Genomic DNA, 14,837 nt, shown 5'->3' on the forward strand with positions numbered 1-14,837 from the left:
ACTTCATCGAATACAAGGGCTTCTGGCTGCCGCAGGAATTCGCCAAAGAGGGCGCCATCGAGGAATACTGGGCCTGCCGCACAAAGGCGGTGGTGATGGATCTGTCGGCGCTGCGCAAGTTCGAGGTGACGGGCCCCGATGCCGAAGCGCTGATGCAGTACACGCTGACCCGCGACGTCAAGAAGCTCGGCATCGGCCAGGTCGTCTATACCGCCATGTGCTACGAGCATGGCGGCATGGTCGACGACGGCACGCTGCTCAGGCTCGGCAAAGACAATTTCCGCTGGATCTGCGGTGACGACTATTCCGGTGTCTGGCTGCGCGAGCAGGCGGAGAAGCTCGGCCTCAAGGTGCTTGTCCGCTCCTCGACCGACCAGATGCACAACATCGCGGTGCAGGGCCCCAACAGCCGCGATATCCTCAAGGAGATCGTCTGGACGCCGCCGCACCAGCCGGCACTCAGCGAACTCGAATGGTTCCGCTTCACCATCGGCCGCATCGGCGATGCCACTGGCGTTCCGATCGTGGTGTCGCGCACCGGCTACACCGGCGAACTCGGCTACGAGGTCTGGTGCCATCCGCGCGATGCCGAAACGGTCTTCGACGCGGTCTGGGCAGCCGGCCAGCCGCATGGGCTGAAGCCGATGGGTTTTGCCGCGCTCGACATGGTGCGCATCGAGGCCGGCCTGATCTTTGCCAATTACGAGTTCTCCGACCAGACCGACCCGTTTGAAGCCGGCATCGGTTTCACCGTGCCGCTCAAGACCAAGACCGACGACTTCATCGGCCGCGAGGCGTTGATCCGGCGCAAGGACAACCCGATCCACAAGCTTGTCGGCCTCGACATCGACTCAAACGTCGCTGTCGGGCATGGCGACTGCGTCCATATCGGCCGTGCCCAGATCGGCATCGTCACCTCGTCGATGCGCTCGCCGGTGCTTAACAAGAACATCGCGCTTGCCCGCGTCGAGGCGCACCATGCCAATACAGGCACCGAGGTCGAGGTCGGCAAGCTCGACGGCCAGCAAAAGCGCCTGCCGGCCAGGATCGTGCCTTTCGCCCATTATGATCCCAAGAAGGAACGCCCGAGGTCGTAAGCGGTACCGCACCATCGCCGCAACGACGGCACACAACGCAAAAGCCCCGCAAACGCGGGGCTTTCTGTTGGTAGCCGCGGCTGATTTGGCTTATTCAGGTTCACGGATGGTGGCGCGCGTTAGGCGAGGGGCATCGTGGACATATTTGCTTGGTCGCCGCTGGTCATGACGTTGCCCTTTATCGTTGTAGGGGCAGTAGCCTTTTTCCTTGGTACGGCGTTCCTGGCTGTTTTCGCCAGGCAGGCGGCGGGCAATCCGCTGACGATGCCGGTCGCAGCCTTCGTCGGCACCATCACCACGGCCTGGGCCTTGTCGCTGGGTTTCACCGCTGCCGACGTCTGGTCGGTCAATTCCCGCGCCAGCCAGGTGGCGAGCGAAGAGAGATCCTCGATGATGCGGCTTGCCGGCATGGCAAAGCCCGAGGCGCTCGCCTCCACCGAGCTCCTGGCAGGCCTCAAGGCCTACAAGGATGCGGTTGTCTCCGCGGAGTGGCAGAACGGAAACCGCGCGCCCGAACTCGTGGTCGAGCAGGCCCTGCAAAGCATCCGCCTTGTCCTGATCGGTCTGGCGAAGGCCGGCCATCCCGATCCAGTCATCGCCCAGATGGTGCAGGATTTTGACGAGCTGCAGGATGCCCGCAATTCGCGTCTCGCCATCGGTACGAGCTCGGTCAATCAGCTCAAATGGTATCTGGTGCTGTTTTTGACGATGCTGTCGGCGATCGTCGTCGGCGCGGTCCACGCTGACAGGCCACATGCGGGCAGGAAGGCGATCCTGATCTTTGCCGTCACCGCAGGTGTCAGCCTGTGGATCCTGGCTCTGCACGCCAACCCTTATGTCGGCGTTGCACAGGTGACATTGGGCGACGTCCGGCTCTAGCGAGGCCTGCCCAAGCCGTCACCTGGGCAGTCACCTCTTGCCGCGCACCGGCTCCGACGTCAGGCTGGCATAGGCGAGCGCTGCTGCGAAAAAGCCAAAGGCGGAAAGCACAGCGGCGACGATGATGATGGTTTCGGTCGGCATGTCATTTCTCCAATCTCGACATGCCCCGATATGACCCCTCTTGCAGGGACAGCGCCTTGATCTGGATCAACAGCCCCGGACCGACTGCCTTCGGTTACGCGACGTGGCTGGCATCCGTTCGCTGCGGTCCCGCACTGTGGGTCGTAAGCCACGCCTCGGCCTGGCTGCCCGGCATCGGAAAGGCGATGCCGTAGCCCTGCACCGCGGGGCAGCCGAGATCATGCAGCCATGACAGCTCCACGTCGGTCTCCGCACCCTCGGCAACGATCGAGATGCCCAAGCCGCGCGCCAGTTCGATGATCGCCTTGACGATCTTGGAGTTGGCCGGGTTCTTGTGAATGTCGCGGACGAAGCGGCGGTCGATCTTCAGCCTGTCGACTTCGTTGGCGCTGATATGCGACAGCGAGGCGTAGCCGGTGCCGAAATCGTCGAGCTCGAGGCGGATCCCGGCCTTGCGCAGGCGCTTCAATGTCAGTCCGATGCCGGAGTTCTCGTCGTCAAGCATCACCGACTCGACGATTTCGAGCGCCAGCAGCCGCGTCGGCAGCCCCTCCAGCTTAAGCAGGTCGAGCAGGTGGCCGGCGAAATCCGCCTCGCGCAGCTCCTGTGCCGAGACGTTGAGCGAGAGCCGGCCGAAGTCGATGCCGGCACGACGCCATTCAGCGCCGGTCCGGATCGCCTTGGCAAAGACGATGCGGCCGATGGCCGGCATCAGCCCGGCCTTTTCCGCCACCGGCAGGAACTCACCTGGGGCCACATTCCTGCCACGGGCTTCCCACCGCACCAGTGCCTCAATGCCGATGACCTTGCCGCCCTGCAACGAAACCTGGGGCTGAAAATGAACGGCGAAGGCCTCGCTGGCGACGGCGTCGCGCAGTTCGCGCTCGAGATTTGCCTTTTCCTCGAACTTGTCACGCAGCGTCGTTGCGAAAAGCTGGTAGCCGCCCCGGCCTTCGGCCTTGGCGAGATAGAGCGCCAGGTCGGCGTTGACGATCAGCTCGCTGACCGTGCCATTGCCATCGCGGAACAAGGCAATGCCGGCGCTGGCGCTTGGCTTCAGCGAGGTTCCGGCAAATTCCAGCGGCTGCTTGATGCCGGTGACGATCCGCGCCACCACATCGATGGCGTCTGCTTCGGAACCGACGTCATTTAGGATCACGGTGAACTCGTCACCGCCCAGGCGCACGCAAACGTCCGAATCGCGCACATTGGTCACCAGCCGCATCGCTGTCTCGATCAGCACGGCGTCGCCCGCGGCATGGCCCATTGTATCGTTGATGGTCTTGAAGTGGTCGAGGTCGAGATGGATGACGGCCATCATCTCGCCCTTGCGCTTGGCGGTGGCAAGGGCGGTTTCCATGTAGTCGTTGAGGAAGGCGCGGTTGTAGAGGCCGGTCAGCGCGTCGTGGTTGGCGGCGAAATTCATCTGGTCGCGCGCCTTGAGCAATTCGCTGGTGCAGGACACCACCCGACGCACCAGCGGCCTGAAGATCAGGACGGCCTCGGCCAGCAGCAAGAGCAGGGTCAGCACGAAGACGGTCAGGTGGATCTTCTCGACCGCAGCCCCCTTTTCGGCCGCTTCGGATGAAAACAGTCGCGTCAGCGTCTCGTATTCGCGTCGGACTTTTTCGGCAACATAGAGCCTGAGCGCGCTGAAATGGGCGGCGGCATCGTCGGGCATCGGGGCTGACACGGAGGCGGGAAGCAGGTCGAGGAACGAGTTGACCGTGTGCGTGAGGATTCGCGTCGAGGCATCGATCTGGCCGGGGGCCTCGTCGAAGAGCTTTTGTGCGTCTTCGGACAACGCCATCTGGTGCAGCGGCGAGCGCACGTCAGGCGACCCCTCGCGCAGCAGCTTCTCGTTGGCCAGGAAGGTCTTGAGTGCGGCCTCAAGGTTCTGGCGCGCCTGGGTGCGCAGCCATTGTGCGTCGGCGGTATAGGCCTCTGTCGCGGTCAGCAAAATCCGTTGCGACAGCAATTGCTGGCGGGCGCCGAGCTCGATCAGCGCCGTCTTCTGGATGTTGGCCGAAATGACCGAGCTGAGCAGGAAGAAGCTGGCGGTGGCGAGCGAGCCGATCAGGATCAGCGCGGCGACGTAGGACGCCTTGGTCTTGTGCATCAATCCATGCGCGAGCTGCCGGTGCTCAGACCCGGGCTCGACCCAGCCGCGTTGCGACGTCTCCATCCCGCTTCCTCCTCAAGAAGTTCCCCCGGGACGCGAAATTGCCGTTGAATGGTGAATTCGATGTAAATCTGGGGAGGTCCAAGATGTAATTCGGCAAGATATTGGCGGATTCCCAGTGTTTTCTCCCCGGATCGGGAAGTAAACGGGGGAAATGTACAAACTGGAACAAGTCTTCTTCGAAAGAGCTGTGCGGCCCCAGACGTGGCTCATTATTGAGAGCGAGCTAAATCCGCATCGTCATGATCTTCGAAGAATCCATCGAGAAACTGAGAAATTTAGGATGGTAGTTAGGCCTAGCGTGATGAAAAATGCTGTCACGGCGTTGCCAAGAGCGCGATCGAGAAGTTGAAGGCTTGCAAGCCCAGTCGATCTCCAATGGCGGTTCGACCGCCTAGGAAAACACGGTCGGGATAAAACACCATCACGAATGCAAGACCAGCTAGCCAAGCCACTGCGTACGAAACGCTTGGTGGAACGACCGTAAGACCAACAATGTAGATGAGGCTGGTAAGGACAGTATTGAGCGGACCCGCGACCAGGAAGCGGGCGGCATGATTTCCGCTTGCAACAAGGATGCAGTCGGTGACATCGATGGATCGTGAGAAATTCTCAGCAAATTTGGCGTAACTGGAGCAGAGGCTGCAGATTGACTAATTTTGCGATGAATGACCTGCGTCGGTTGCATGAGCGCTATCAGGTGGAGATAAAGCAAGAAGTGCTCTCAACTCTTCGCTCGGGCTGGTGGCTCAATGGCAACAAAGGCGCTTTGGAACTCGCTTTGGCAGCAGTTGTTGCCTTGACGAAGCCGCAGGGGCGAGAAGTCCTGCTGGTGGCCAATGCTGGCGGCTACGCCAGTGGTGCCTGCTGGCGCAATGGGTTTGTGCCGCATTTTGTCGACGTCGAGCCGTACAGTCACTTGATGGACATCCATGCTGCTGTGGAAGCCGCCAGCAGTTTGACGGCGGCAATGGTTGTCACCCATCTCTATGGCAATGTCGCAGTAATCCCTGTTTCGCTAGACCAAACCGCAGACAATCGCAATCGCGGTAGCTGCGAGTAAGCGACAACCCCACAGTTCAAGGCCGTACCGCTTGACATCTAGCCGAACTCGCCGCGCGTTGTGTAACGGTAGCCTGGGGTTTCGCAACTTGGGCGCGCCGTGCCGGGCTGCGCCGGAAGCGAGCGCCTGATGCTTGTGGCCGCCATCCTCTCAGGTGCCGAGGTGGCGCTGCCACAGCTCGGCGGCCTTCTGCCTATTCCTCCCGGTTGCAATCGGTTGGTCGCGGGCCTCGGGCTTGCGCAGGCGCTGCGAATTGCTGCGAGGTGGCCGTGATTCTTGGCAAGCAACAACGCATTCCAAAGTATTCTCGGCGATGGATCGCGACGTTGAAAACGGTCAAAATCTACAGTGTACAAGCAAAGGGAGGAAGTGGTGCCCAGACGCGGGGTGTCGGAGTTCAGGTTTTCCAGGTACTTAGCCCATGGTTAGGGCAACGCGTTTCCACGTATTTCCCCGCAATTTCCCGAACCTTTTCGCCCTACCTACACTTGCGTTTGGCTTGCGTTTGGGGCGCGAAGAGGAATAAATGCCTGCCGTGCGGCGACCTCACACACTTAGGAGGCCGCTATGGAAATGGAAGTCACGGCCCTCGTGGGGAAGGCCTATTACGAGATCACCCTCGACGATATCGCGGGGTGGTGGATCCTGGGTGGCAGGTGTGCCTGCTGCGGGCACCAAGGGCCGTTCAACCGCGCCAGGCTGGACAAACGAGCCCAGAACCGACTGCTGCGATTTGCTAGTCGGTTCTTGATCTGCACCCGGTGCCGGAACAAACAGCACAACCGCATCTACATCGCTGGTAAGATGCCGCGCTGACGATGGACGGCGGGGTTGCGATGTCCAAGATCGACGAGATCATGAAGCTGCTCTCCGAGGCCAAACGCTCGGCGGACGAAATCAACGAAGATACGCTGTCCTTTCAGATCGGGACGGCGCTGATGCTGGCTCAGGAGATTTCGTTGGGGCAGACCAGCAAAAGGCCGCGCCGCTGATGGCGGCCGGCCCGTTCATTCCGTTCTGCTTTCCGATCGAGGTCGACAAGCCTCCCGAAGGCGCCCAGTGGACGCATGAAATCAAGTACGACGGCTACCGGACCCAGCTCCATCTCGGCGCGACCCCGCGCGCCTTCAGCCGCAACGGACACGACTGGTCCGCGAAATACAGACCAGTCCTTGCCGCCGCCGACTCGCTCGCTGGGGGCCGGGATGCCGTGATCGATGGCGAGATAGTCGTCCTGGATACGGACGGCCGACCTGATTTCCATGCCGTTGCAGGCGCGATCCGCTGGAAAGGCACGGATCTCGTATTCTTCGCGTTCGATCTCCTCCGGCTCGATGGCGTCGATCTGCGCAAGGTACCTTGCCAGGAGCGGCGGGAACGACTGTTCGACATCGTCGGTTCCAGTCATCACGAAGTGCGCTTCAGCGATTCTTTCGAAGGTTCCGGCGCCGACCTATTCGCCAAGGTCGCCGAGATGGAGATCGAGGGGATTGTCTCCAAACGGCGGGCAAGTACCTATCGCGCCGGCGACAGCACCGACTGGCAAAAGACCAAGGTCTATCATTTCGGGGAATATCTCGTTGTCGGCTACGAGCGCTCGCGCGGCCAGGCTCCGACGTTGCTGTTGGCCGGGGCTGATCTCCAGTATGTCGGCCGGGCGGTGCCGGCTGTGGGAGCCAAACAACGCGAGCAGCTATGGGAAGCGCTGGAGTTCCTGCAGGCCCCCAAGTTCGCAGCCTCCATTGGCAAGGCCAACAAGGTCGCGGTTGCGGTGCAGCCGATACTGCGGGTGACCGCGAAGCATTTGCCACGACGGGGCAAAGAAATGCTGCGGCACGCCTCTGTGACAGAGGTGCTGACGCCGCAATAAAAAGAGGCCCGCCGCGCACACGCGCAGGCGGGCCTTCGAAATGCGGGATCATAGCCTTAAGGACGAACGGCTACGTGCTGTGCATTCTCAGAACTCAACCCAGGCGCTTTGGTTCCCGACGCCTCACCTTATTGGATTCAGGGAGACCTGCCGCTACCGGCTGGAAACGACAGGTCCGCTGCTTGGAGCGCGGCTGAGGGGGCACGCGCTCCGCCAAGACAATTTCCTACCGTCAAGTAAGTTCCCACTCGTTCCGAGGCGCCAAAGCTCAAGGTCGCGCCCATCAAACCTATCGGTGGATCAGAGCAACCAATATGGTGGGATTACGTTAAAGATGACCTGACGCATTGAGGGTGGCGTATATGGTTATCAATACCGACGAATACAGTGTTTGGGTCGAGGGAAACGATCTATATTTCAGTGGGGTCATGCGCCTAGAGAACAAGGCCGCTCCGGAGATGTCGGCCCTGGTGCGGGACCTTCTGAACTCCCGGCCACCAACTATCACGGTACATCTGTCCGACCTCGAATTCCTCAACTCACAAGGCAGGAATATTCTGGCAAAGTTGGTGATTGAGGCCCGAAATCACCCTGAGGTTCGATTGGTGGTTCGGGGCAATAGCAATATCGCCTGGCAGGCAAGGGCGCTGCCAAATCTCAAGAAATTGTATCCGGACTTAGTGCTGCTTATGGATTGAAAGCGAAGGCCTGCCGGAGGGCGACCTCGGCAGGCCTCGCTGCTAGAGCGCCTGACTTCGGGTCGTTGCCCTGCGCTCCATTAAAAGAACGCCTCGGCCTTGAATGTCGTTCCACGAAGGCCTGCGGGAGATGCAGAGGGGGGAGCGGACGTCAATAGTCAAATCTTGCGATAGCGAAGCCCATCGGCATTCGGCAGTCTTTGTTTCGAAAGGAGTGTCGAACATGAAGCCTATCTCGAGCATCCTGGCCGAGGATGAGACGACAAGGTGGAAGCTGGTCTTCAATATGGACAAACGGCATGTCTACGTCGGGACTGGACGTCCACCCTACAAGCGATTGTCGATCGACGAATTGCTGGCGTCCGAGCCGAGGGACCAATTGCAACGACAGGCACGCGACAAGCTCATGTCGAAGATATTGGACGCCATTTGTATGCTAGGTTAGCGCAAATGACCCATCGCATGGACTTCGCTGACGAGCTCGACAATGCAGCAGACCGGATCGCGGACATCAGCCGCGCCGATCTGCAGATTATGCTGCGACGGGCAGCTCTTAGATTGCGCAACACAGAGGGCATCGTGCTCGATGAGGATGTCAACGAGGCGGTCTATGCGCTCGCGGCCGATCTCAAGAAGACCAAGCAAGACCTGTTGCGGATCATGATCCGAGAATGGCTGGAGCACGGCGGATATCTGCCGGTAAGGGCTGAGGAAGAGGAGGCCAACTGAACTCGCAACCGATTTTAGAGTGGTGAGAGTGCTCTAGAACGCAAAAAGGGCCTGCCAGGGGGGATGATGGCCGACTATCGAGAGATATCTCAGACGTACGCACACGAGGCGATAAAGACGTGCCTTGCCCTAAACTCTGGTGCCGTAGGCATCTTGCTGACGCAGGCAGGTGAGCTACGCGGGCAAGGGCTCGCCGATGACGTTAGCTGGGCTTCGCTTTTTTGGACCATAGGAGCAGCCTTAGCAGCCTTTTGCTGGTTCCTTGGCTTCCTCTCAACCCGCTATGTCGACAAGAGTGAAAGGGAAGCCGACCGAGTTGGCAATCTCAACATGGCTAATCTCTATCACGGGATTGGCTTTTGGGTGTTGCTGCTTTCTTTGGTCTTATTCTTGATAGGCGCGATCTGCATCGCCTTGGCATTGGGCATGGAAGTTCCGGCGACGGCGACGTGACCGGACCTATTGCCTAAACGAAAAAAGGCCCCGCCACCTTTCGGTGACGGGGCGGTCGCATGGGTATTGCTGGCCAAATCACCTTCGACCTATGATCACCGTCGGCAAACGGGGGATAGATATTGGGTGACGAAAATACAAATGAAGAAATCGGTGTATCAGTTGAGCTGACGCCTACAGGCTTTACAGCGAAGATCAAATCACGTTTTGCCTCGGGATTGGACCGATTCCTGGGAACCACATTCAACAGCAAGAGCTTGGCGGTTGAGGCTCAAAATGCTGAGGCAAAAGCGATTTCGGACGCGAAGATCAAGTTGATCAAGGCGGTAGGCGACCTCGGCGTTGAACGGCTGAAACATGACCCTGGATTTGCTGATAGGGCGATAGACAGTTTTTTGCCGACAATCATACGTCGTCAGGAAAATAAGGAAGCAGTGCTCGAATTGGCACTCGAGGATCTGCGGCAGAACCCGCCTTCAGAACAGCAGGCAACGGCCGGAGACGACAAACTTGATGACGCATTTCTGAACCGCTTCGAGCGATATGCCGAAGATGCAAGTGAGGAAGTGCTGAGAGCGAAATGGGCAAAGGTACTCGCCTCTGAAATCAGAAAGCCTGGCACCTTCTCCACGAAAGTGCTTCGTACTGTAGACGAACTCGATGCGCCAACTGCTGAGCTGTTCGAAGCCTTTTGCCGCAACCGCCTGGGTGGCGTTGTCATCAGGTGCCTTTCTGGGAAATTGTCCTTTGCAGACGAAACAAGGCTAGTTTCCTCCGGGCTGCTTGTTGACCCTGGGATTGGAGGACAGCAGCGAACCTTCACTGAGAAGGTCGACGAAGGCGGGACAGCTCTCTGGCTAACGAGCGTTGAAATCGCAGTCGTAGGTATAGCTAAAGATACTCCCATTCCTAAAGGCGAACTTGTGCCCATAAAGAAATTGCCGGATGGGGTAGGAGTGCCTGTCTATGTCTTGACGGATGTAGGGACTGCCATCTCATCAATAATACCTGACAGCCAGGAACAGGCATTGGCCGCCTATATGACCAAGTTGGAGACCTTCTTAGCCCCGGCGGATGTTCGGGAATATCGTCTCAACGAACATGGCGAGCTCGTGGTGAGGAACATCTGGCGTCATGATGCCACCTCCGGTCCGTTACCCAGTGACGGTACCGTCTGAGTTGCAATAAGTTGTTTATTTCACTGCGTACGCAGCAATTTCATGAAGGCATCCCACCAGTAGACCGCGAACCCAACGATCATTCCGGACAGGGATGCGCTGGCGATGCCGGTGACGAACAAGGCGCCGATGCCGCGCTGCTTCCATTGTTTGACCTCGTCGGTGACCTTCTTGGCGTCGCCGAGGTCTTCGCGCACCTCAGCGACATCGTGCTTGACCCCGACAAGGCTGGAACTGAGGTCGCCGACGTCGCGGACCAGGTCGTCTACCCGCCGGTGAATAGCGGACCGATGGTTGTCGGCGCGCTTGTTGCTATGCGCCATTTGTTGGCTGAGGTTCTGGACTTCGGCTCGCAATCTGCCGATCGCCTCCGAGATGTCATCGAGATTCGTCGTCATCAGGGGCGCCCCGCCTCGTATCCGGACTTCACCTTGAGGTACCAGCCGTTGCAGCGGGCGCCACGGTCGTTGGCGCGGTCCAGGGCGTCGTCTGACCTCCGGATCACAATCCGGGCCTCGACGCCGATACCGCGTGCCGCATAGGGCTCCCTGGCGCCGCAATCGGCAGGAGGGTTCGGGAGGATGACGCCGGCGTTGGCCCGGCCCGTCGTTTCAGCGGCCTGTCTCAGCGCGTGATCAGCGCATGAGAAACCGGAGATCATCGGCATCGAGACGACAAGCGCGACCCGAAGCAGCAAGCTGTGCCTCATACTCGGCTTCCTTCTGCTGGTTGGTGACATCGAGCTCGGCCTCGCGGGCTTGCGCCGCCGCGAGCAGCTCCGCGAATCCTTCTGTGGCCGCACGGCCGGCGGCGAGCTGCCGCCGGGTTTCGGCGAGCTCGGCCTCGGCGGCGATGAGCTTGGCCTCCTGGACATACCCGGCAAGCGCGGCCTTGCGTTCCCTATCGACGCGGCCGTCGGTGACGACCTCGAGCGCGGTACCAAGGATGGGGATGCCGCGGAGGGGGCCCAGCGGGATCCCCTCATAGATCACCAGCATGACGAGGACTGCAGCAGCCGCGCCGGCGAGCGCGGAGATGGCGTCGCGGATCGTGGTGATCATTCTTCACCCCCTTTCGGGGTGGGATCAGGCTGGACAACAACGACGGTCTGTTCCGGCGCCGGCGTTGGGGCCTGAGGCGGTTCAGAGTAGGGTCGGGCTGTTCTCGTCGTCAGGATCGCCGCGATATCCTGCGCGGTCGCAAACCCGGTGTAGCCGGTGATCAGCACCATCACGACGACCTGCCAGCCCCAAGCGAGGGTTTCGTTGAGGCGGGTGTCCTCGGCATCGATGAGCAGGAACAGCTGGCAACAAGCCCAGACCAGCACGGCATAGATGATGATCCGCCGCCATTTCCATGACGGCTCCCCGGTCTGTGGCTTCGCCATGTCAGGCCTCGTTCTGGGAAAGAGTGCCGGCAGCCGCCAGGCGCACCTTGCGGACGTTCGCGGGGCGGTTGATGTAGGCAGGCCGGATCACGCCGACACATTGCGCCTTGGGCTTGCGACGGATGTTGAAGGCGTCGTCCTGGTTGGCACCAAGCATGTGGAAGTGGGTGTTATCCTCGCCGACATACATCGCGACGTGACCGCCGCCTGTGCGCTTGAACACCAGGATGTCGCCAAGCATGGCGTCGGCGACAGGCACCTTCACCCAGCCGGCTCCACCGTTCGCCCACGCGAGCGCGGAGAGGTAGCTGGCGACAGGTTCCCGGCCGGCGCGGGTGGCCGCGATCGCCATGCCCAGACCGCACCACGGGATAGAGTCGTGTTCATAGAAGTCGGCCGCCCACTTGTTGTAAGCGGTCGGGTACGCCTTTCCGACTTCATCCGCCCACGCCAGAATCTGCGGGTTGTTCTTCGCGCCGGCGGTCTCCAGCGTCCCGTACAGCGACAGAGCGGCGACAAGCATTTTGGGCGCGGTCTCGCGAGCGAGCCACGCGTATTGCGCGGGCAGCGTCATGGCAGTTCCCTTCAGTGTTGGTGGGGTGGCAGGCGGCCTCAGTGGCCGCAGGTCAGCATCCCGCAGATCGCGGCGCGCTCGGCGTCGGGGTCGACGTGGTGGACGGACTGGCAGGCCGGCAGCAGCAGAACGAAGATGACGACAAGCGCTCTCATGGCGAGACGGTGCGGAACGGATTGAACATCGCCTTGATCATGTGCCGGCGGCCGTCGTTGGCGCTCCAATGCCAGCCCACCCAGATCTTGATGAAGCGGTTGCCAGGCAGCATCTGGTCGCGCCGATACGAGAAGTAGCGGCGCCCGTTAGCAGCCTGCATGACGACGAGGCGAGAGACGGTTCGGCCGCGATCGAAATCGACGACGCCGCTGTCGGAAACGATCAGCACGCCGGCGGTGTCGAAACCGAGAACGTAGGCGTCGAACCCATAACCCGGGTTTCGCCAGAGCCACCAGCACGCCGTCTTGAAACGACCCCAGACCGTCGACGGCTTGTCGACGAAGCCATAGATGTCGTCGTCGTGGGTGTGGACGGAGGCAAAGACGCCGGGCAGCCGCTGGAGGTTGGCGACTGCAGCCCATCCCGCCCAGATCGGCGCGGTGATCATCACGAACAAATTGAAGGCGAGCGAAAGCGGCGCCATCAGGAGATAGCGGACATACATGGCAAGTTCCTCTTTGGGCGTGCGCCGTCATTCCCGCAGGGTGCGGGTCAGGCGTGCGAAATTCGAAGACGGTTGAAACGTAGCAATTGCAACCAAAGTGTATAGGCGATAACACCAACCTTGGGTTTGACTTGGGGTTGGGGTGGGAATGTTTAGCGAAAGCTATCCGGAGTTCATGTTGCGTTGGTATCTATATCGGCGGTGGAGGCGGCCGCCGAACCCGACGCGGAAGGCGGAATTCACTTTCTACAAGCTGATGAATTCTTCACCTCGTGGCGGACTGTTCATCGATCTCGGTGCCAATGTTGGCGATGTGACCAACCGTGCGCTTGGTTACGGGATGCGCGTGATCGCTTTCGAGCCTGATCCGGTGGCGCGACGGGTCCTCACCGAGCGATTTAGCGGCAACGATCGGGTCACGATCATCCCGAAGGCCGTCGGTGCTTCTGCGCGAACAGCTATGTTTTATCAGCGGCCCGATATCGCCAATGTTGGCAAGACACAGTCGTCGTCGCTGCTTGAGACCCACGAGCATGCTAGTGGCAGCCAGCTTGAGGTGGAAGTGATTGACTTGGTGCAATTTCTCCGAGACCTGCGCGAGCCCGTTTCGGTGATAAAGATGGACATCGAGGGTGCAGAGGTCGAATGTTTGGAAGTGCTATTCGAGTCAGGCATTTATCGTAACATTGGCAGCATGTTGGTCGAAACGCACGACCGTCTATTTCCGCATCTGTCAGGGCGCTTAGACCGAATTCGAGACCGGATCGCAGCAGAGCAGCTATCTCATATCTCCCTGGATTGGGGTTGATGCGGCGCTATGTCATCAATCTTGATCGAGATACTGCGCGACTAGCATGGATGACAGACGCGTTCCGAAGGGTGGGACTTTGTTTTGAACGCTATGCCGCAGTAAATAAGGATCAGCTGTCTGACGAAGCAGTCAGTCGCGCGTCGGGGAACGCTGGCTGGTCACGAGGAGAGATCGCCTGTTTCCTGAGCCATGTCGCTGTCTGGAAGCAGATTGCCTTAGGTGCCGAACCCTATGCCGCAATCTTTGAAGACGACGTGCACCTCTCCCCTAATGCTGCGTTCTTCCTGACCGAGACATCTTGGATTCCGCCGGATGTGGATCTGATCAAACTTGAGACCACGCTTAATCCGGTTCGTGTCGGAGAGCGGAAATTCGACTTCGCAGGCCACGGCCTGGTCAAGTTACAGAGCTTCCACAACGGATCCGCTGGTTACATCATCTCTCGGCAGCACGCCGCGCTGTTGGCGGCTTCCGCAGATCAGATCGATAGACCGGTAGATGACTTTATTTTTGACTTGCACAAAGCGACTTGCTGGCAGCTTTCACCAGCTATTTGCATTCAAGACATGTTTCTGCCCGGAAGTGGTAAGATAGCCAGCACGCTTGAACAGGGAAGGCAGGACGCCCGAGGCGCAAAGCGCCTCAAGACACGCCAGTCATTTCTCCAGAAGCTCGTGCGCGAAACGAAGCGACTGGTCTCAAAAGTGATGGGCCAGCGTCGCGCAGTCATCCCATTTGCTATCCTGCCTAACAGCTAAGGCGCTTTCTCACGGCCAGTCGAGAGCCGGCAGATCGGCAATAAACTCAGCTACTGTCGGCTGCGGACGCTGTCCGCCCTCGACCTTTTCGAGCTCGGAGTAGGCATAGGTCCAGACCGCGTCACGCCAAGCGACGAACGCGAGGGCCTCAACAGCCCACTGCGCATTGGTACTGCCGACGTAGGTCGAAAGAGATACCGCCCCATCGTACCGGCGCTCACGGGCCTTTACGTCAAGCAACGCGACAATGGCCGCCGTATAGTCGGATTCGATCGGCGCGGGAGCCGGCGGTGCTTGCCAATCGCTATCTTGAATTTCATCTCCGGACAGCAAGTCGATGGTTCTGAGCACGG

At 59.9% G+C, this 14,837-nt stretch carries 19 protein-coding genes; 12 read left to right on the forward strand and 7 right to left on the reverse strand.

Annotation, left to right across the window (positions count from 1 at the left end; translation table 11 throughout):
* The coding region (locus tag IHE39_RS27695; protein WP_192568759.1) for an aminomethyl transferase family protein at window positions 1–1,097 on the forward strand (1,097 nt) is incomplete at its 5' end.
* A gap of 135 nt (window positions 1,098–1,232) precedes the next feature.
* Complete coding sequence (locus IHE39_RS27700) at window positions 1,233–1,976, forward strand: bestrophin-like domain (RefSeq protein WP_312880902.1); 744 nt, start codon at window positions 1,233–1,235, stop codon at window positions 1,974–1,976.
* 238 nt (window positions 1,977–2,214) lie between these two features.
* Here the strand turns inward: IHE39_RS27700 and IHE39_RS27705 are convergent, their stop codons facing one another.
* Complete coding sequence (locus IHE39_RS27705) at window positions 2,215–4,305, reverse strand: putative bifunctional diguanylate cyclase/phosphodiesterase (RefSeq protein WP_192568760.1); 2,091 nt, start codon at window positions 4,303–4,305, stop codon at window positions 2,215–2,217.
* 646 nt (window positions 4,306–4,951) lie between these two features.
* Between IHE39_RS27705 and IHE39_RS27710 the strand changes: the two genes are divergently transcribed.
* The 8 genes from IHE39_RS27710 (at window position 4,952) to IHE39_RS27745 (ending at window position 10,293) form a co-directional block, all read left to right on the forward strand.
* Window positions 4,952–5,365 carry a DegT/DnrJ/EryC1/StrS family aminotransferase gene (locus IHE39_RS27710; protein WP_192568761.1) on the forward strand — a complete coding sequence of 138 codons (414 nt, stop codon included), beginning with the start codon at window positions 4,952–4,954 and terminating at the stop codon, window positions 5,363–5,365.
* Between the two features lie 567 nt (window positions 5,366–5,932).
* Window positions 5,933–6,181 carry a hypothetical protein gene (locus IHE39_RS27715; protein WP_192568762.1) on the forward strand — a complete coding sequence of 83 codons (249 nt, stop codon included), beginning with the start codon at window positions 5,933–5,935 and terminating at the stop codon, window positions 6,179–6,181.
* 20 nt (window positions 6,182–6,201) lie between these two features.
* Window positions 6,202–6,357: a hypothetical protein gene (locus tag IHE39_RS27720; RefSeq protein ID WP_192568763.1), complete on the forward strand. Its 156-nt coding sequence runs from the start codon at window positions 6,202–6,204 to the stop codon at window positions 6,355–6,357.
* Window positions 6,357–7,235: an ATP-dependent DNA ligase gene (locus IHE39_RS27725; protein WP_192568764.1), complete on the forward strand. Its 879-nt coding sequence runs from the start codon at window positions 6,357–6,359 to the stop codon at window positions 7,233–7,235. The genes IHE39_RS27720 and IHE39_RS27725 overlap by 1 nt, the downstream gene beginning before the upstream one ends.
* 362 nt (window positions 7,236–7,597) lie before the next feature.
* Window positions 7,598–7,933, forward strand: coding sequence for a slr1659 superfamily regulator (locus tag IHE39_RS27730; RefSeq protein WP_192568765.1), 336 nt, complete (start codon window positions 7,598–7,600; stop codon window positions 7,931–7,933).
* A 450-nt stretch (window positions 7,934–8,383) separates the two neighbouring features.
* A complete protein-coding gene (locus IHE39_RS27735) occupies window positions 8,384–8,662 on the forward strand; it encodes a hypothetical protein (protein WP_246485662.1) in 279 nt (92 codons plus the stop codon).
* A gap of 153 nt (window positions 8,663–8,815) precedes the next feature.
* Entirely contained in the window at window positions 8,816–9,115 is a 300-nt protein-coding gene (locus IHE39_RS27740; protein WP_192568766.1) for a hypothetical protein, read from the forward strand.
* Between the two features lie 122 nt (window positions 9,116–9,237).
* Window positions 9,238–10,293, forward strand: a complete 1,056-nt coding sequence (locus IHE39_RS27745) for a DUF2806 domain-containing protein (protein ID WP_192568767.1) — start codon at window positions 9,238–9,240, stop codon at window positions 10,291–10,293.
* A gap of 20 nt (window positions 10,294–10,313) precedes the next feature.
* Here the strand turns inward: IHE39_RS27745 and IHE39_RS27750 are convergent, their stop codons facing one another.
* The 5 genes from IHE39_RS27750 to IHE39_RS27770 form a co-directional block, all read right to left on the reverse strand.
* The gene (locus IHE39_RS27750) at window positions 10,314–10,691 is read right to left on the reverse strand and encodes a DUF1515 family protein (protein ID WP_192568768.1); all 378 of its coding nucleotides are present in this window, start codon (window positions 10,689–10,691) and stop codon (window positions 10,314–10,316) included.
* Between the two features lie 237 nt (window positions 10,692–10,928).
* Entirely contained in the window at window positions 10,929–11,354 is a 426-nt protein-coding gene (locus IHE39_RS27755; RefSeq protein ID WP_192568769.1) for a hypothetical protein, read from the reverse strand.
* Window positions 11,351–11,680: a hypothetical protein gene (locus tag IHE39_RS27760; protein ID WP_192568770.1), complete on the reverse strand. Its 330-nt coding sequence runs from the start codon at window positions 11,678–11,680 to the stop codon at window positions 11,351–11,353. The genes IHE39_RS27755 and IHE39_RS27760 overlap by 4 nt, the downstream gene beginning before the upstream one ends.
* Before the next feature lies 1 nt (window position 11,681).
* Complete coding sequence (locus IHE39_RS27765) at window positions 11,682–12,254, reverse strand: C40 family peptidase (protein ID WP_192568771.1); 573 nt, start codon at window positions 12,252–12,254, stop codon at window positions 11,682–11,684.
* A gap of 151 nt (window positions 12,255–12,405) precedes the next feature.
* Window positions 12,406–12,915, reverse strand: coding sequence for a DUF7338 family protein (locus IHE39_RS27770; RefSeq protein WP_192568772.1), 510 nt, complete (start codon window positions 12,913–12,915; stop codon window positions 12,406–12,408).
* 148 nt (window positions 12,916–13,063) lie between these two features.
* Here IHE39_RS27770 and IHE39_RS27775 point away from each other — a divergent pair, with 148 nt between their 5' ends.
* Both IHE39_RS27775 and IHE39_RS27780 read left to right on the forward strand, forming a co-directional pair.
* On the forward strand, window positions 13,064–13,723 hold the full coding sequence (locus tag IHE39_RS27775; protein WP_192568773.1) for an FkbM family methyltransferase: 660 nt from the start codon (window positions 13,064–13,066) through the stop codon (window positions 13,721–13,723).
* A complete protein-coding gene (locus tag IHE39_RS27780; RefSeq protein WP_192568774.1) occupies window positions 13,723–14,484 on the forward strand; it encodes a glycosyltransferase family 25 protein in 762 nt (253 codons plus the stop codon). The genes IHE39_RS27775 and IHE39_RS27780 overlap by 1 nt, the downstream gene beginning before the upstream one ends.
* Before the next feature lie 9 nt (window positions 14,485–14,493).
* On the opposite strand, the gene IHE39_RS27785 is transcribed toward IHE39_RS27780, so the two are convergent.
* Complete coding sequence (locus IHE39_RS27785; RefSeq protein ID WP_343070137.1) at window positions 14,494–14,835, reverse strand: hypothetical protein; 342 nt, start codon at window positions 14,833–14,835, stop codon at window positions 14,494–14,496.
* Between the last annotated feature and the right edge of the window lie 2 nt (window positions 14,836–14,837).

This window comes from Aminobacter carboxidus, assembly GCF_014863355.1.
GTDB classification, from domain to species: Bacteria; Pseudomonadota; Alphaproteobacteria; order Rhizobiales; family Rhizobiaceae; genus Aminobacter; species Aminobacter carboxidus.